Source organism: Fibrisoma limi BUZ 3 (genome assembly GCF_000296815.2).
Classification (GTDB): domain Bacteria; phylum Bacteroidota; class Bacteroidia; order Cytophagales; family Spirosomataceae; genus Fibrisoma; species Fibrisoma limi.
The window spans coordinates 1,830,011-1,848,213 of sequence record NZ_CAIT01000009.1 but is presented as its reverse complement, the minus strand read 5'-3'; the positions used below and the strand labels follow the sequence as shown (position 1 = coordinate 1,848,213).

General features: G+C 52.5%; 12 protein-coding genes. 1 reads left to right on the top strand and 11 read right to left on the bottom strand.

Translation table 11 applies throughout. The features are described from left to right. Positions 1 to 9 precede the first annotated feature (9 nt). From BN8_RS27415 to BN8_RS27395, 5 genes are all read right to left on the bottom strand, one after another. Entirely contained in the window at positions 10 to 1,461 is a 1,452-nt protein-coding gene (locus BN8_RS27415) for a glycosyl hydrolase family 28 protein (RefSeq protein WP_009285206.1), read from the bottom strand. After that, positions 1,458 to 4,958, bottom strand: a complete 3,501-nt coding sequence (locus BN8_RS27410) for a CRTAC1 family protein (protein ID WP_009285205.1) — start codon at positions 4,956 to 4,958, stop codon at positions 1,458 to 1,460. Before BN8_RS27410 ends, BN8_RS27415 begins: the two co-directional genes overlap by 4 nt. A gap of 12 nt (positions 4,959 to 4,970) precedes the next feature. Next, positions 4,971 to 5,996: a GntR family transcriptional regulator gene (locus BN8_RS27405; RefSeq protein WP_009285204.1), complete on the bottom strand. Its 1,026-nt coding sequence runs from the start codon at positions 5,994 to 5,996 to the stop codon at positions 4,971 to 4,973. A 384-nt stretch (positions 5,997 to 6,380) separates the two neighbouring features. Then, positions 6,381 to 7,988, bottom strand: coding sequence for a RagB/SusD family nutrient uptake outer membrane protein (locus tag BN8_RS27400; protein ID WP_009285203.1), 1,608 nt, complete (start codon positions 7,986 to 7,988; stop codon positions 6,381 to 6,383). Positions 7,989 to 8,006: 18 nt separating this feature from the next. Beyond that, a complete protein-coding gene (locus tag BN8_RS27395) occupies positions 8,007 to 11,210 on the bottom strand; it encodes a SusC/RagA family TonB-linked outer membrane protein (RefSeq protein WP_192579093.1) in 3,204 nt (1,067 codons plus the stop codon). Between the two features lie 226 nt (positions 11,211 to 11,436). On the opposite strand from BN8_RS27395, the gene BN8_RS27390 reads away from it, so the two are divergent. After that, on the top strand, positions 11,437 to 13,821 hold the full coding sequence (locus tag BN8_RS27390; RefSeq protein ID WP_040006601.1) for an alpha-L-rhamnosidase-related protein: 2,385 nt from the start codon (positions 11,437 to 11,439) through the stop codon (positions 13,819 to 13,821). A 75-nt stretch (positions 13,822 to 13,896) separates the two neighbouring features. Here the strand turns inward: BN8_RS27390 and BN8_RS33035 are convergent, their stop codons facing one another. The 6 genes from BN8_RS33035 to BN8_RS27360 all read right to left on the bottom strand — a co-directional run bounded on the left by BN8_RS33035 (position 13,897) and on the right by BN8_RS27360 (position 18,200). Beyond that, positions 13,897 to 14,217, bottom strand: coding sequence for a hypothetical protein (locus tag BN8_RS33035; protein ID WP_040006600.1), 321 nt, complete (start codon positions 14,215 to 14,217; stop codon positions 13,897 to 13,899). Positions 14,218 to 14,378: 161 nt separating this feature from the next. Then, positions 14,379 to 15,236, bottom strand: coding sequence for a dienelactone hydrolase family protein (locus BN8_RS27380; RefSeq protein WP_009285200.1), 858 nt, complete (start codon positions 15,234 to 15,236; stop codon positions 14,379 to 14,381). Positions 15,237 to 15,343: 107 nt separating this feature from the next. Further along, positions 15,344 to 15,811 (bottom strand): hypothetical protein, encoded by a 468-nt coding sequence (locus BN8_RS27375; protein WP_009285199.1) that lies wholly within the window; start codon positions 15,809 to 15,811, stop codon positions 15,344 to 15,346. Between the two features lie 60 nt (positions 15,812 to 15,871). Beyond that, a complete protein-coding gene (locus BN8_RS27370; RefSeq protein WP_009285198.1) occupies positions 15,872 to 17,152 on the bottom strand; it encodes a metallophosphoesterase in 1,281 nt (426 codons plus the stop codon). Positions 17,153 to 17,434: 282 nt separating this feature from the next. Continuing rightward, positions 17,435 to 17,779: a XisI protein gene (locus BN8_RS27365; protein WP_009285196.1), complete on the bottom strand. Its 345-nt coding sequence runs from the start codon at positions 17,777 to 17,779 to the stop codon at positions 17,435 to 17,437. Between the two features lies 1 nt (position 17,780). Continuing rightward, positions 17,781 to 18,200, bottom strand: coding sequence for an element excision factor XisH family protein (locus BN8_RS27360; RefSeq protein ID WP_040006598.1), 420 nt, complete (start codon positions 18,198 to 18,200; stop codon positions 17,781 to 17,783). Positions 18,201 to 18,203 lie beyond the last annotated feature (3 nt).

Genomic DNA, 18,203 nt, shown 5'->3' with positions numbered 1-18,203 from the left:
TGGCTTGATTTATTTCCAGCTAATTCCGGTAGCGTGTTCGATAGATACGTGTCCTGCCTGTGCTGAGCGAATCGGGCGGCCGTGAATAGTCAGGTTCTCGAACGTCACATTCTCGACGCGGTGGCTGGCATCGTATCCAGCCAGGATAGAAAACGGAAATTGCCCATCGGTGACCGCGATATTACGAAACGTAATGTTGCGAATATGCCCTCGGCTACCGGCGTGGACCGCTTCCTGACCGGGCGGCACGCGCAGTACGCCATCCCATGCCCCTTGCATGTAAAGCCGGGTACGCTCCTGCTGCGTTGCAGGCCGGTCAATGCTGTATTGCGACCAGAACACGGCCAGATCGATCAGCTTATGCGGAGCATCTTCTATCCGAATGTTGTCGTAAACGATATTCTCGACCGTAGCGGTGTCGCCATTATGGATGCTCAACGCGGCTCCGCGATCAACGTGAATCAGGTCACAATCGCGGAAACTAATGGCATTGACCGTCTTACAACGCAGTTCAAAGCCAATCTCCAGACCGTTTCCCCAGGGCATGTTCCAGATCACGCACCGGTCGACCTGAATATCGGTTACGTCGCGCCCGGGGCCGGGTTGGCTGTAATACGTCTCGGGATTGACGTTAAAACTCTTGACGACGATATTATCATCGTTGTTGCGCAGAAAGCAGTCGTAAATACGTACATGGGATGTACCGACGAGGTCGATTCCATCGGAACCGTTCCGCCAGCATACCTGCTTCAGTCCATGAATCCGAACTGTGTCGCAGTCGAGCAGGACTAACGTCCACCCAGGGCTGTTCTGAATGGTTATTCCTTCAACCTCTACGTTCCGGCATTGCCACAGCCGCACCAGCCGACCACTCGTTAGTTGCGTGCCATCCAGCAATCCCCTACCCCGGATCGCAATGTTACGTGCGTTAGTAGCTTCGATGCTTCCCCGAACGATGGCACCACCGGCAATGTAGAGCGTTTCGTTGCTCTTCAGCACGAGCTTGCCAACATCGTACACCTTACCGGCAGCAAAATAGCGCACGTTAGGATCATCAGGCCGGGGCACGTTTTTCTCCAGCGGAGCCGCAAATACGTAGAGCGGCCGCGTATGCTCACCGTTTAGCTCGATAGATAACTGGGCGGGCCTGGTTAGCTGAAAGGTCAGCTTGTTTTTCGTAAACGAAACCGGAATGCCTACGTTCTTCGGCCGGATTTCCACCCAGCGAATGTCACGGGTTGACGTTACTGTGACGGTTACCGTGCCTTCAAAGCTAAAATTAGAAAATGCTGACACGGCGTTGTCGTACACAAACACATCCTGACCATTAATGGCAACCTGAAAGTCGGCCGCGCGACGTGCAGAATCGGGTGCGGGATACGTAATGAGCTTCTGGGCAAACAGGGACGATGAGCAAAGGAGTAGCCAGAGAGTAATACCAATACGTTTACTAGCGATCATAATGAAGTAGTGGGTTTTGATGTATACCGCCAAACCTGCAGCGGTCCATTGTTATTAGCCACCAGCCACCACGTAGAACGATCGGGTCGGCGGAGTGGGGCAATTGCCCGTACGTCCTTATCAAGGTTTAAACCCGTATTGGAAACCGCCCGGAACTGTCCTTTTCCATTGCCCGCGAGGAGCATTCCCTTTCCGGCATCGTAGCGACCACTGATGGTCTCGGCGCCGTAAAAATTGCCGGCCAGTAATAAATCGATCCGACCGTCGCCGGTGAAATCAGCCGCTTGCAGGCCATAGATCGGTGCCATCTGCGCTTCAATGGGAAGTTGATGCACGGCAAAACCCGCTTTGCCTTTGTTTTCGATGTAACAACTGGCCATTTGTTCGGCACGCAGCACTAGTGCACTGGCTCGTTCGTCGTCGGTAAACATCTCCTCGAAGGGGTGGTTGGCGTAGTCGTGGTAGGTTGGAAAGCGTTTTTTGATGGCCGGAATCTGCGTCATGATAACGTCGCGCTGGGCCACCGGCACGTGTTCGTGGTTCAGGTAAAATGTCAGGATGGGATCGAGCCGACCGTTTTTGTCGTAATCATCGGCAAAGACCTGCACGGGCTCCTCTGCCGACGCCCGGAACTTACTGTTCAGGCCGAGATTTCCAGCAACGTAGTCGGTATCACCGTCATGATCGGGGTCGCAGGCCAGCAGTGAACACCACCATCCGGTTTGTCCAGTAAACTCGGGGATATTGGCCTGAGTAAGGTTACCGCCGTTGTTGGTAAAAATTGTTGGGGCCATCCATTCCCCGACGAGCATCAAATCAGGTTGCCGGTCGTTGTCCGTATCGGTCCAGAGAGCGGCCGTTACTAACCCTACGTGTCGCAGGCCGGGGGCGAGTTGATCCGTTACGTCGGTAAAACGGGGGCCACCGGCCTTTTGGCTATCATTTCGAAGCAAATAACTGGGCACCGGTTTCGGATACTGCCCCGGAATAATTCGTCCCCCCCGGAACAAATCGAGATCGCCGTCGCCATCAAAATCGGCGACCGTGACGCACGAACCGCTCGACCGGGTGGCTGGAAGCGCATTGACCGTAGCCTGAAACTGTCCACTGCCGTCGTTGATGTAAAGCCGGTCCTGATACGCGGTCGACAGTCCCTCTTCCCGACTGCCCCCACTGACTACGTAAAGATCCTGATCGCCATCACCATCTGCATCGAAGAACGTAGCGCCCATGTCTTCGTAAGCATCACTGCCGGGCAACGATACGGTTTTGAATTGGCCGTCAGGCTGCTGGACATAAACGAAGGAGGTCTTTTCAACATCCGTTCCCATGAAGAAATCGTCAAGCTGGTCGCCGTTTACGTCGGCAACGGCCACATATGGTCCATTCTGCGAATACTGATTGGGCAGCAAAGGCGTCCGGTTAAAATCAACTACGGTGTTTTCCTCATGGGTTATCCTTAGCTGGCTTTGAGCGGTATCCACCTCCGCAAACAGTGGCTGTGTTGCCGGAGCCGGTTCCTGCCAGACACCTTCGGGATCATACTGCACCGCCAGCAGCCGATCAACAGCCCCCTGGCGAATGGTCTGTTTGGCTCCGTTCGGGTATCGAATCACCAGCGAATCGAAGTGGGTGGCAGCGCCTAATCCAAAATGCAGTACGTTCTCTACGGTAGACACAAAGCCCCGCACGGGCGAAAGTTCCTGCATCTGCACCTGTCCATCCCCATCCCCGTAAAGCCATACCTTGGTTCCAATCGTGACTGGCAGACCGGGTGCTGGCGTAAACGTCAGCCGGAGCCAGTGCGGGTGCTTTTCGCGTTGATTGAGCCGGTTTTCCAACACGAATGCTTCATCATCAATGTTGTTTGTAATCAGATCCAGATCGCCGTCGTTATCCAAATCGGCGTAGGCCGCACCGTTGGAATATCCTTTCAGGTTCAGCCCCCAGGCCTCCGATACGTCTTCGAATGTTAAGGCCTTGGCGGGATCACTACCCTGATTACGGTACGCATATTTAGGAAGATTAACTTCGGGCAGGCGGTACAATTCCTCTTTTGTCTGGCGGAAACGGGCTTCCGGCGTTCCAAACGAAGCCTGCTCATGGTTGAATACAATAAAATCCAGGTTGGTAACGTCCCGACGGTAGCCATTTGTGATGAACAGGTCTTTCCAGCCGTCATTGTCAAAGTCGGCCAGCAATGGAGCCCAGCTCCAGTCGGTTTTCTCGATACCAGCCAATTGCCCGATTTCACTAAAAACAGGTAATTGATCATTGTTCGACGAAACGGGTCCACCTCCCTCCTGCTCCTGATTCATCACTACCTTCCCCCGATTCAGTTGGAGGGTGTTCCGTACGTACTGCGGTTGGTAGCCCATGTTAAGATCCATCTGGAAGCGGTTGTAGTTGGAACCGGGCAGCATCATTTTTTGCCGGTAGTTGTCCGGGGGAAGCATGTCAAGCACGACAATGTCGGGCAGGGCGTCGTTATTAATATCGGCGATGTCGACGCCCATACCATTGTGCGTCTGGTGCTTTAACAGGGCCGCAGCCTGATTGGTAAAGGTAGGTTTGACCGTATTGTTCCGGTTCATCCAGACCAGATCGTTCGACAGAAAATCGTTGGCGCAGTACACATCCGGCCAGCCGTTGTCGTCCAGATCGCTTATGCAGAGACCAAGCCCATAACCTTCGGTCAGGATCCCCAGTTGCCGGGATACGTTGACATACGGCGTTGTAGCGGTCGCCCGGGAAACATGCCTGGCAGCAAATGATACCGTTGCTTTGCCCTGTTCGCTACCACTTGGCAGTTTTCCCTCGCATCGATACAACCGGTCGGTACTCGGTGCTTCGCCATCTACCCGTTTTGGACGGAGGGCGTTTCGATTCATGGTTTCGAGGGCATTGGTCAGCAGGTAGCAATCCAGGTCGCCATCGCGGTCGTAGTCAAAAAAGGCGGCCTGGGTGCTATATCCCATATCGTTGAGACCGAATTCGGCCGCCCGTTCCGTAAATACCGGTACGCCGTCGACCGTCGGCCCCTGGTTGATAAAAAGTTTGTTGGCCCGCTGGGTTGAGTCTTTTGTGGGGCCGGCAACGCATACGTAAATGTCGGGCCATCCGTCCTGGTTTACATCGGCTACGCTGACGCCCGTGCACCAGACGTTCGTGCTGGTACCCGACTCATCGGTAATATCCCTGAAGCGGAACGAACCCTGATTCAAATACAGCCGACTGGAAACCTGATTACCCGCGAAGTACACATCGGTCAGCCCATCCTTATTAAAATCGCCGACGCCGACGCCCGCGCCGTTGTACATGTATTCGAACGTCAGCGCGTTGAGCGAATCCGTTTCCGTCAGTCGGTTGGCGAACGTTATGCCTGTTTGCGAGGATACGTGCCGAACAAACAGCTTTTCTTTGGACGTGCAGCTTCCCAGCCATACGGCTACGCCGATGACTACCCACACCAGTCGGTTCTGTGATAACAGCAACATGACGATGTGGGGTTAGCAGGTGGCCCGGAACTGAAGCTGTAAGGGTACTGAATACGGTGTCGGACAAGGTCCGTGCTGCCCTCCCAGAATCTGGGCCACCAGCCGGCCAATCTCCGCCGACGGGTTTGAAATCACCGAAACACCACCCGCCAGCAGTCGTGTGTATTCATTGTCGGTGAAGCTGACTACGCCTAGATCCTGGCCGAGCCGAAGCCCCCGTTGCTCGCTGTAGTCAACCAGCGTGACCAGATCGGAGCTGTCTGTTACAAAGTAGGCCTGGTTCAGGGTAATGTCGTCGGTCGTCAGCTCGTCGAGCAGTTGGTAATCAAACGTATGGCATAGACAAAACTGCTGAAAAGCCCGAATCTGATCGGCACCAAAAAAGTCGAAATTCGGCAGCACCAGATTGAGCCGGTCGTACTTGCGCAGCACCTTTAACTGACTTTCGAGGGCATTGTAAAGGGCTTCCTCGCCCCCGTAGTGGATTTGATGACCGTGCTGTAGTACATTGTGCCATTGGCTGCCAACCAGAATCAGTTGATTACCGGGCAGGTTGCGAAGGCACTGAACCGTAGCGGGATTGGTTTCGATCAGGTGCGGCATGAGCAGGAAATAATGGTAGTTGCCAACGTGCTGATCGATAACCTGGCACAGCAGATCCTGCCGGTAGTTGAAGGTACAGATGTCAATTCGGGCTTCGCTGCCCACATGCCGGACAATGGCGTCGTGTAGCTGTTTGACGCTTTCGGTCAGTTGACCGGTAATCATCAGCACCCGATGGGCCCGCCGATTGGCCTTCCCTGCAATGAAATACCCTTTACGGTAAACAGACGTAATCAGGCCAAGCTGATACAGTGTTTCGTAAGCCCGCTTAACGGAGTCCTTGGAGAGATACCATTCAATGCAGGCTTCGTTGATAGAAGGCAGCCGGTCACCCACCCGTAGCGCTCCGCCTTCGATATCGCTGATGACAGCGTTAACAACCTGCAGATACTTGGGCGACCGTTGACTTTCGGTCATGTCAAACGAGTTTTTCATAGGAAAAGGAGAGTAGGGTATCGTATCAGGGTAATACCAGCCAGAGCAGTAGCAGCAGTAGGCCAAAAAGCAGAACCATCGCTATTGACTCCAGCCACCTGATATTCCGCTGGTTTACTGTTGGAGCTTTCCTGAACAGACTCCTTGTCGCCCTGGCGATTCGGACTGAATGATTGCTCCAAACTTTACCGCTCATTATGTTGAAATTTTTCTTGGTAAAGTGATACAAAAGTGCCTCTAAATCCCTCCTTAGCGGTAGTACAGATTCGTTGTTTGATAGTACAATTTCGGCAAAATCGTCCTAAACTGTTTGCAAACAGCGTTTTTAAGACAACAGGCCGGAATTCCGGCCTGTTGTTCTCACTCTAACCTATGAATTAACCTTCAATAACCCGGGTTTTGTTGTAGAGCAGGATTAAGGTCACGCTCGCTCTGTGGAATTGGCTTCAGCAGATTCTTTTCACTCCAGTTGGTATTGGCCGCCTGTCGACCAAAGTTGACGTCCTGCTTGATGTTAATCTTGCCCGCCCGGTGCCATCGAACGAGATCATTGTACCGGTGGCTTTCCAGCGCCAGTTCTACCCGACGCTCGTGCATCAACGCTTTGAACAGATCGGTTTCACTACCCACTTTTACATCCGGCAGAATCGCCCCCGAAGGATCAGCCCGCCGACGCACCTGGTTGATCAGCGACACAGCACCACCCAGATCTTTGGTCGGTCCCAGAATTTTGCATTCGGCCAGCATCAGCAATACGTCGGCGTAGCGAATAACCCGTTCGTTGTTTACGCTCAGGGGCGACCGGAAATCGATATTGGCGTCTTTGCGGACGTACTTAGCGGGCGAGGAGCCAGTGCCGGAGTAAATGCCTTTGTACACCCACTTCTTCGACCCGTCGGCGTTTTCGCCCGTATCATACGCGTCGCCGTCGAGGAAAATAGTGGCCAATCGGCGGGGATCACCTTTCTCAAACTCACCCTGCAAGGGTGTCGTGATCTGAATTTGCCCGTATCCCTGCGCATTGGAACCGGGGGCACAGTCATTGTTCGGTCCGCAGGAAGCCCGGAAGTAAATCAACCGGGCTGTTCCAGCATCGCCGACGCTATTGCCACCAGCAGAAAAGTTGAAGTCGGCCGGCAGCCAGGGATTACCTCCGCCGAGCCCCATTTGAATCTCAAAAATGGACTCTGCGTTGTTTTCAGTCGTTGGGGTGAAGTTGTCCTGGAAGTTTTTAACCAGCGAATACTTGCCTACGAGACTCTGTAATTCGGTGGCGGCTTCGGTGTACAGGGCTGGCTTGTTTTCCCATTGCGCCCGGTAGAGCAGTGCCTTGCCGAGCAGGGCCGTAGCGGCTCCTTTGGTAGCCCGGCCCAGATTGCCGTCGTCCCACTTTTCGGGTAGTCCTTCCTTAGCAGTTTTCAGGTCAGCGATCACAATGTCCCACAACTGACCCGGTGCCGAGTTACCAGAGCGGGTTTCATCCAGGCTGCGGGCCGTTTTTTCGACCAGTGGAGCCTGTCCGAACTGAGTGGCCAGAAAAAAGTTGTAGTACGCTCGCAGAAACCGGGCTTCGCCATCAAACTGTTTCCGCTGGGCATCTGTCAGACCGGTTGCCTGAGGTAACTTCTCCAGAATGATGTTTGACCGTTGCACGCCCTTATACGTCGTCTGCCACAACGCCCGCCAGGTACCATCTGTCGAGGCCCAGTTGAAGAGATCAACATTATCAGTTGAACTATTCGGATACGTCGTGTCATCGTCGGTCAACAGAACCCCTTTGAACCAGCCTCCACCGTCGAACTGCTCATAGGTATAGTTAAGAAGAGCAGAATAGGCCAGCAGCACTGCTCCTTTGAAATCATTTTCCGACTGGTAGAATGTTTGCTCATCAAGCGTACCCAGGGGCGATAGATTCAGTTTCTTTTCGCACTGCGTAAACAGGCCGCTGGTCATTAACGCGGCTATGGCTATCGGAAGAAATCGCTTTTTCATACAGCTATCGAATGACGCTTAGAAGGTTAGATTAGCACCGATCTGCACGGTGACGGGTTGTGGAATATTGGCGTTGTCCGTACCGGCCTGCAACTGCGACGCGGCACTACCGTAGGAAACCACTTCGGGATCGAGACCGCTGTAGTTCGTGATGCGGAACAGGTTCGTAGCTGCTACGTAAACACGGGCCGACTGGAACGCCTTAACTTTGTCGAGCACAACGCGCGGCAGGCTGTAGCCAAGCTGGACGTTTTTGAAACGCAGGAAACTACCGCTTTCAATCCAGCGGCTGGAAAACCGATTGTTGCTGTTCAGATCAATGGCCGTGGCCCGGGGCATCTCGTTGCTGGTGCCCTCGCCCCGCCAGCGTTCATTTACCGACGTCAGAGCATTACGACCACCACCCAGCAGGTTCTCAGCGCCAACCCGGAAGGCATTGTACACGCTGTTGCCCGCTACACCCTGGAACAGAATTGCCAGATCAAAGCCCTTGAACGTAGCGTTGGCTCCGAATCCGTAAAAGAAATCAGGAATGGATTTGCCCAGATACGTCCGGTCCTCGACTGTGATCTGACCATCAGGCTGGCCACTGAACTGCGCTCCATCCGTGCCAGGGCCGTTGTTATCCTGAAAAATCAGGTCGCCTGGCACCGGCTGGCGCTTGTTTACCGTTACGTCGGGCAGGGCTGCATTCGCCTGTTCCTGAGTCTGGTAAACGCCCAGCGCTTTGTAGCCGTAGAAATAGCCGATAGGGTAGCCAACGGCCGTACGGTAGTTGCCACTCGAGTATTCTTGCACACCCGGTGCCAGCGCGACCAGCCGGTTACGGATAGTCGTGATGTTGCCGAACAGTTCGAGCGTAGCCCCTTTGCTTAGCTGAGTCCGGTAGCTTGTCTCCAGCTCAATACCCCGGTTGTTGACCTGACCGAGGTTGACCGGAATGTTTTCAAAGCCCGACGACAGGTTGACCGGCAGGCTATAAAGGAAGTCCTTGGTGTTCCGGTTATAGTACGTCGCCAGGATATTCAGTCGGCCGAACAAAGTTGCGTCAAAGCCAACGTCTATGCTTTCGTTCGTTTCCCAGCGCAGCCCGCGGTTAATCAGCGCCGGAATCCCCGACCCTTTGAACGACGACTGATTTACACCCAGCGTGTACCACGGTGACTGCACAACCCGCGCTACGTACGGAAAATCCAGGGCAATTTTATCGTTTCCTAACTGCCCCCAGCTACCCCGTAGTTTCAGGTCAGTGATGAACGTTACTTTGTCCTTAAAGAACTCTTCGCTCGAAATGCGCCAGGCTGCTGATACCGACGGGAACAGTTTGGCCCGATTTTCCGGCGCAAAATTCGACGACTGGTCATAGCGGGCGGTAAGTGTAACGAGGTATTTATCCCGGAAATCGTAGCTAATCCGGCCAAAGTAAGCCGCGTAGGCGCGTTGCGACAACCCAGCACTCGCGTTGTTAAACAGAAAACCACCTTTCCCATCGGAGTTACCCTGCTGGTTGCTTACGTTCTGGTAAAAATTCGGGTTTGTGCTTTGAAAATTGAAGCCTGTGTAGGCCAGCGAATTACCGCGAATTTCCTGATACTCTGTACCAACAATGGCATTGACCGTGTGGCCGCCAAACACGCCGTCGTAGGATAGGGTATTGGTGAACACCTTCTGAATACCTTCGCTCCGCGAATCGTTGAATTCGTTCGTGTTACGTTCCTGGCCCAGTTCGGCCGCCGTGTAGCCGGGGCGCCAGGCTGTATTACGTGATACGCCATAATCGAGGGCCGCTACCGACCGGAACCGCAACCCTTTGATGATCTCCAGTTCGCCGTAAATGTTGCCGAGCAATCGGGCATTGCGATCGGTGTTGTCGACTACCTGGTTAATACCCGCTACGTTCAGGATCGTCAGACCCGCTACGCCTGCATTACCCGTAAATCCATAGCGATTGTTTGGTACCGAGCGATCTGTATCGTATATGCTGAAAAAAGGCGGCTGGTTAATGGTCCCTGCATAGATAAAGCCGTCGCCACCAGCATTGCTACCCCGTTTAGTCTGCGTGTAGGAGATGGTCAGGGCCTGGCCGACTTTCAGCCGCTTGCCAATGCGGTGGTCGCTGTTGACCCGGAACGAATACCGATCCAGATCCCATTTCTTCACGATTGAGTTCTGCTGAAAGTAGCCGCCCGATACAAAATAATTTGAGTTTTCATTGCCACCCGAAACAGACAGGTTGTAGTTGCTGATGGGTGCATTATCGTTAATGACGGCATCGCGGAACGTTTGCCGGTTATCAATGTTTACGTATTTACTTCCCGGACGCAGATCCGGATGCAGCACGAGGTAGTCTTTGTCGCCGGGTTGCAGGCCAGCCTGTGCGTTGGCATTCGCCTGCGCTTCCTGCGCCAGGGCCAGGTAATCGGCGGTGCTCAGCATGTTGTACTCCTTCGGGAAATTCTGAATGCCGGTGTAGACATCGAAGTTAACCCGAGGTTTACCCTGTTTGCCGCGCTTGGTCGTGATCAGTACTACGCCGTTGGCAGCCCGCAGGCCGTAGATCGATGCGGACGAGGCATCTTTTAACACCGATATATTTTCGATATCAGCCGGGTTGATCTGATTGCTCGTACCATCGCCGATCGGAACGCCATCTACAACAAACAAAGGCTGGTTGTTACCCACCGTACTGACACCCCGTATCCGGATCGACACAGGGCCACCCGGCGTTCCGTCGACATTCGTGATCTGAACGCCGGACAAACGACCCTGAATAGCGGCTTCAGGACTGGCAACCGGCAGACGGGTGATGTCGCGGGCCTGCACCGTACCGATTGACTCGGTTAGCTTACGGGTGGTTTTCTGACCGTAACCGACGACAACTACTTCGTTAAGCGCCCGGGTGTCGGACTGCAGGCTTACGTTGAGGGTATTGCTGTTCCCTATGGGCACCTCCTGCGACAGAAAGCCTACTGAAGATATAACCAGGGTGGCGTTGCCATTCGGTACAGAAAGCTTAAAATTACCTTCGGCATCGGTTGTCGTTCCGTTTGTCGTACCTTTCAAAAGAACGTTTGCACCGGGAAGCCCCCGACTGTCGGCAGCATCGACTACCCGACCGGTAAGCGTGCGGTTTTGTGCCTGTGCCGTTCCAAATAGCCCCGCCAGTAGAAAGAGGCTCAGTACGCACAACACACCCTGTGAATAGTAGCGTATTGGATTCATATAAATAGGGTTATAAATAGTATTCTGAGCATAAAGAAGAAGATTTAAGTCCGACATTCTGGGTGGGTCTGACCTGATTAGCGGTACTTGATGTGCTTATTTTCTCCTACTTGCAGCGTTGCAGTCCGGCCCCACAGTACCCTCCAGACGCGGTTCATCGGACTAGAAAAGCTACAGTACCGAACTTTTGATAAGTAGTATGCCACTAACCCCTTTTCATCTGGCAATGAGACGGTTCACACTGACCGCCGGTTTTATACTTAGTTCGCTCGTATGCGCGTTGGCGCAATCCCTTACCAGCCCCATCAATCCGGACCTCCTGACAAAGCGGTGGCCGGCCCGCTGGATTGCCCCTCCGTCGGTATCGTTGAAAGATTACGGCATATATCACTTTCGCCGGACAATTGACCTGCCGACCAAACCGGAGCAGTTCATCGTTCATCTATCGGCCGATAATCGCTATCAGTTATTTGTTAATGAGCAACTGGTTAGTCTGGGGCCAGCCCGGGGTGATGTTAATCATTGGCATTTTGAAACGGTTGATCTTGCCCCTCACCTGAAAGCCGGGCGAAACGTACTGGCGGCCGTGGTCTGGAATTTCGGACCGCATGCTCCACTGGCGCAGATGTCGTACCAGACAGGATTTATTATGCAGGGCAATTCACCGACCGAATCGCTGGTCAATACCGACGACAAGTGGAAAGTATACGTTGACCCTGCTTATTCACCTATTCCATGGGGGCCAGTCGTCAAGTTTGAGAAGTACTGGTATTTTGTGGTAGGCCCCAGCGACGACCTGGATGCCGACCGGTATCCGTGGGGCTGGCAAACGCTTACGTTCGATGATAGTGGCTGGCAAAAGCCGAAGTTACTGGCCCAGGGTAAGACCGATGGTGTAGCGGGCGATGTAAACTGGAACCTGGTACCCCGCCGTATTCCGCCCCTCGAATCACGATGGCAAGCCTTTGCGGCCATCCGACGGACTACCGGTCTGCCAGCTTCCAGCGCGCTGCTTACGGGTAATGGCGACGTAACCCTCCCAGCCAGCACAACCGTTTCGATGCTGCTCGATCAGGGTGAACTAACAACAGCTTACCCTCATCTGGTCATTAGTGGTGGCCGGGCAGCAAACATTAAGATCAGTTATAGTGAAGCGCTGTTCGATTCAACAACTAACAAAAAAGGTAATCGGAATGACATCAACGGGCGTCAGCTTCTCGGCTACTATGACCGGTTTCGGCCCGATGGTGGCTCCCGACGCGAGTTCATGCCACTCTGGTACCGAACATTCCGCTACGTTCAACTCGATATAGAAACTGGCACTGAGCCATTGATACTCCACCGTTTTGATAGTCGCTTTACGGCCTATCCGTTTCAGCAGCGGGCCACCTTTACCAGCAGTGATACCAGTTTGAAAGCCATCTGGGACGTAGGCTGGCGAACGGCCCGGCTGTGCGCCAACGAGACGTATATGGATTGTCCCTACTACGAGCAGTTGCAATACATTGGCGATACCCGCATTCAGGCACTCATTTCTCTTTATAACTCCGGCGACGACCGGCTGATGCGCAACGCCATCGCCCAGTTCAATCAGTCCCGTATTCCCGAGGGCATCACACAAAGTAGATACCCAAGCGAACTGGTACAGATTACGCCCACGTTTTCGCTGGCCTGGATACTGATGATACATGATTACTGGATGCACCGATCCGATGACGCGTTTGTTCGTCAGTTTATGCCGGGAATCCGCAACGTCCTCGACTGGTTTGAAACGCAGATTGGCGAGAGTAGAATGGTCAGAGCGTTACCGTACTATGATTTTATTGACTCGCACTATCCATTGCGCAAGATGGCTGACGAGCAGGGTCGGGACGGAATGACAGTAAACACGCTGTTCTATGTTTACGCCCTGGACCACGCCGTTCAACTACTCGATGCCTTTGGTCGGCCAAACGAGAGTCGTTATTACAAACAACTGGCCGACAAACTCCGGCAGGCTACGTACCGACACTGCTACGATCCAAAGCGTCGACTTTTTTCAGATACGCCGGGTAAGACCTTTTTTAGCCAGCACGCTAACGTAATGGCCGTATTAACCAATACGGTTCCTGAGGCAGACCAGCGTCCGCTTCTGGAGCGCGCCCTGCGTGATACCAGTCTCATACCCTCAGAGACTTATTTTCAGTTTTATAACGCCAGGGCCTTGCAGAAAACGGGCTTAGGAGACCAGTATCTGCCCAGCCTTCAGGCCTGGCGCAACATGATCGATCAGGGCTTGTCTACGTTTTCGGAGTGGGAGGTACAACCTCGTTCGGACTGTCATGCCTGGAGTGCCAGTCCGAACTACTACCTGCTTTCACTGGTGAGTGGTATACTGCCGGCCGCACCCGGCTTCCGTACAGTACGCATTCAACCCGCTTTAGGGCCACTTACGCGGGTTGAATGTACGATGCCTCATCCGCGGGGCGATATGCGCGTTATGTTAAAACGTACCGGTCAGACTGGCATTGATGGTTCAGTAACGTTGCCTGCTGGGCTGACCGGGACGTTCCTATGGAATGGCCGGTCAATACCACTTCGGGAGGGACGTAATGTAATTCGTCAGCCTTAATCTCCTCATGAGCTTACAAACAAAAAGGCATACCTAAGCGGCATGCCTTTTTGTTTGTAAGCTAAAATGCTCAGTCTAGCGTGGCCCGCGTGAGCGATAGGCCCCGCCGTTGTTTCGGTAGGAGGGGGCTCCCGACCGGGCATTTGGGCTTGAATAACGACGATCGTAATTTTTATATCGAGGTGCAACATAACGCGGACGGCGCACGACCACTGGTGGGCGCGTCACAATTACGGGCGGTGCCGGACGATAATAGCCATATGGACGATACCCATAGTAAGGACGGTAGCGGGGACCATAGTCAACCCGTCCACCAACGTACGACGGACCGCAACTAGTCATCAGTACGACCAAGAGCAGCGCCGTAACTACCGGCAGTATTTTGAACGTTTTCATAGCTAGGGTCATTTAAAATCAACCGTTTGTTATTAGACCACCCGGCCGACAAATGGTTTAATTGCACTATTAAAAAACAAAACCCGGCGGCATATGGTGCCCCGGGTTTTGTTTTTTGAAAGAGTGGGTATTGTACGTGTATCCTGAACGTAGGGGTTTCCTTACGCTTTAAGCCGGCTTTTCAAATAGTTCAGCGCCAGTTTATACGCATCTTCAGCAGCCGCTTTGTCATATACTGGATTGCTCGGATTAGCAAAGGCATGATCGGCATCATACATCTTGACCGTTACCTTTTCGCCAGCCTTTTTCATGTTTCCTTCAAATTCGTTCACCATTGCAGGCGTAATTCCTTTGTCTTTGCTGCCAAATATACCCAGCACGTCCGTGTCCAGCGTTTTCAGTTTATTCACATCCTGCTCCGGGCGACCGTAGTACATAACGCAGCCCTTCGCCTGCTTGCCTTCCAATATCGCCGACTTCAGCGATAGCATACCGCCAAAGCACCAGCCAATGCTGGCAATCTGTGCTTTCGGGCCAGCGTAGGCAATCGCTCCTTTCATGATACTTTCCAGGCGATCCTGTTTCGCCGACGACATTAGTTTCATGGCCTCTTCGCGCGTTGTGGCCACTTCGCCGTCGTACATGTCGACGGCCAGTACGTTAACGTCTTTCAGATCGTTGTAGAACGTCTCGGCTTCTTTTTTGATGTTATCGTTGAGGCCCCACCATTCCTGATAAACCAGCAGCCACTTATCGGAATTGTTCCTGGCTTTCAGCAGGAACCCGCTTGCCGACTTACCATCGGGGGTAGAGAATTTAACCATGTCGCCCGCACCGGTATAGCTGAATACGCGGGGATTGGCATGTAATGCCGCAAAAGCCGGATCGGTGGCCATCATAGCCATATCGTTGGCGGGTGTGTGACAAACCGGAATTGGCGTTGCTTCCTGCTTTTTTGGCATCAGGAATGTAAAGAGTGACAGAAAAAGCGACAAGCCTGTAATGAGAACGATTTTCATAGTGAATTGATGGTTAGAACGTATTCCGTAACGGGTAACTGACTGATTGAGGAAAATGTTAGAAACCGAGGCCACAGGCGTATAAGCCGTTGGATACCAACAGGATTTCAATTTTTCACTTTCACATACTGTTCAATATTAATTCGGTCAATGCCGGCTTTTTCGACCTTCTCTACGCCCTGCTGAACAAGCGTATCCTCCCTGATTGTAATCATAAAGGGAAAATCATGCCCTTCCCACCCCCGATCACTGCAGTATTCCAGATGCTCCGTGTATGCATTGTCTTTCAGGGAATATGGACCACCACCCGCCGTAAAAACTGCTGTTGAGTCCTTCCCTTTGGTTAGATCATGGAGCAGAAACGCAAAGTGGGTATCATTTATGACCTTGATAAAGGAGCGTTGTTTGGTGTAATCGGTTACGAGTGTATCGCCTTTCTCGATCAACGTACCTTTCACTAACCGCCAGGTGCCGATAAGCGGATTGCCAGCAGAATTGGCGGTGTTTTGCGAAGTTTCGGGTTGGCAGGCCAGCAATGTTGTGCTGACGGCGATCAGGCTTAGAATTTGTTTCATAGGTCGCTTTTTAAGTAGCCGATGGTGGCTATTATCAAATAAGCCAGGCGACCTAGAGATTTACGCTTTCTTCAGTTCAAAAATTGTGATCTCCGGTAAGATGCCAACCCGACCCGGATAGCCGATGTAGCCATAGCCGCGGTTTACGTACAACTTTTGATCGCCGTCCTCGTATAAACCAGCCCATTGTTTGTAAAAATACTGGGCCGGGCTCCACTGAACGTTACCAATATCTACCCCGAATTGGGCACCGTGGGTATGACCAGAAAACATGACGTCAATGTCAGCGTATTTGGGACGGACCTCGGCATCCCAATGCGTAGGATCGTGGGAGAGCAACAGCTTTACGGGATACTCCTGAGTGCCCTGATACGCTTTGGCCAGATTACCAACCCGGAGCGCAGCCGGTCCAAATCCGAGGTTCTGAACGCCGATCAGCGCGATGCGATCGCCGTTCTGCTCCAGAATTTTGTTTTCGTCGAGCATGATGTTCCAGCCCATTTGGCGATGAGCCGCAATCAGATTCTGAATGTTCTGTCGCCGGGCCTGTTCGCTGGGCCACTGTACATACGTTCCGTAATCGTGATTACCCAGCGTTGAATATACACCCAATGGTGCTTTTACTTTGGAAAAGATGTCAATGTATCCGTTAACCTCGTCGGCTGTACTATTGACCAGGTCGCCGGTGAAGAATACAATGTCGGGTTTCTGGCCCAGCAGCATCTCAACCCCACCTTTCACGGCCGTCTTATTAAAGAAGCTACCCGAATGGATATCCGAAATCTGAGCGATTTTAAGCCCGTCAAAACCAGATGGCAGATTTTTCAACGCCAGCCGAACGCGCCGTATCCGGTAGTCATGGGCTCCCGATACAATTCCCCACGTAAATGCTGCCAGTGGTACAGCGCCGGCCACCAATGCCGTTTTCATCAGAAACTCCGATCGCGGTATAACATCCGTTTGGGGTACGTTAGGGCGGGTATTGTCTAACGCAGCCTCCCGTACTTCGGGGCGGTAGAAGAGGGATACAACCCATCGGAAAAAGCGACCCACATCATCAATGAGGATGACCAGCACCGCGAAGACTTTAGAAAAATAAGGAATCACCAGGCTAGCCCAGATGAACGTACGGGTGTTGCGGCTGATCGAATCCGGCGGAATCACCTGCATCACTACGTACGTCAGAATAGACAGGGCCGTAAAACCCCAGTAGATCAGCGCAATGGTACGTTGGGTACTTTCCGTAGCGTTTCTGGTCAACGCTTTAATTGCCTGATAAACATAGGCGTCAATCAGCAGGAAGATCGCCGGAACGATCAAAAAAAAGGCGGTACGATTCATGACGTTTATTGTGGGTAGGTGATTAACGGAGCAGATGCTGTTTTGTTCTTTGTTGCGGTGAATTAGCGGGACTCGGCCATCTACTTGTAAAAAAGAGGGCACAAGGTTTCCCGTTGCGCCCTCCTGATGTATTCAAACTTTTTAGCATTTACACCAGTTCCTCCTCAGGCTGTTTTTTCAACTCCAGCGCCGGATCTTTCTTGCCGAACCACTTCATCCGGATGCGTTCATTGACCCAGTACATACACGGTACGATGACCAGCGTCAGTACGGTCGAGAACGTCAGGCAGTAGCGTAACCAGTGTACGGTCGGTACCGAGGAGGCTGAAAACCCAGCACAATGTCATTCTTCTCTACACCTCGGCTTACCAGGTCAGCAGCAATGTCAGTATCGGTCCAGTTGGCCTGTATCCAAATTTTTCCATCTTCCTTAATGTCAAAATGGAAGACTGTGTTGTGCACAAAGGCATCACCTTGCCACCCTAACCTCACCAACTGAAAATGATCCCGTTGCAGATCGGCGATGATTTGCCCTTCGGCTTCGCTTAAATTAACTGGCGTATAGGCAGCCCACTGTTGGAGTAAATCCAGTAAAATCTGTCTATAACGTTCCCGTTTTTCGCTCATACTAATAAGCTTTAAACCAATTAACGATCTCCTGCTTCAAATCACTGTAAACTAGCAGATTAATCTTGAACTCCTTTACTGCTTCACTTACATCTGCCTTTACAAAGAACGATACGTACGCCGTTTCAGGCACAGCCAAATACAACAATCTGGTGGGATCAGCCTTTCGAAGACCTCGTACGTAATTCATGTATTGACCTAATGCTAAATGAAAGTCGTAGACCAGGGATGGTCCAATGAAGCTTTTCACCTCGACAGCTATCAGGTCTTTATTTCGTTGGGCTCCAATGAGTTTTTCAGCACCGAGATCAATTTGAATATCGGTTCCCAAAGCCTCCAGGAAATATGGATCGTGCGTGATTTCCCAACCATCTCTCTGAAGAGCAACTTTTACAGCCTCATGAAATAAATCTTTTGCCAACGC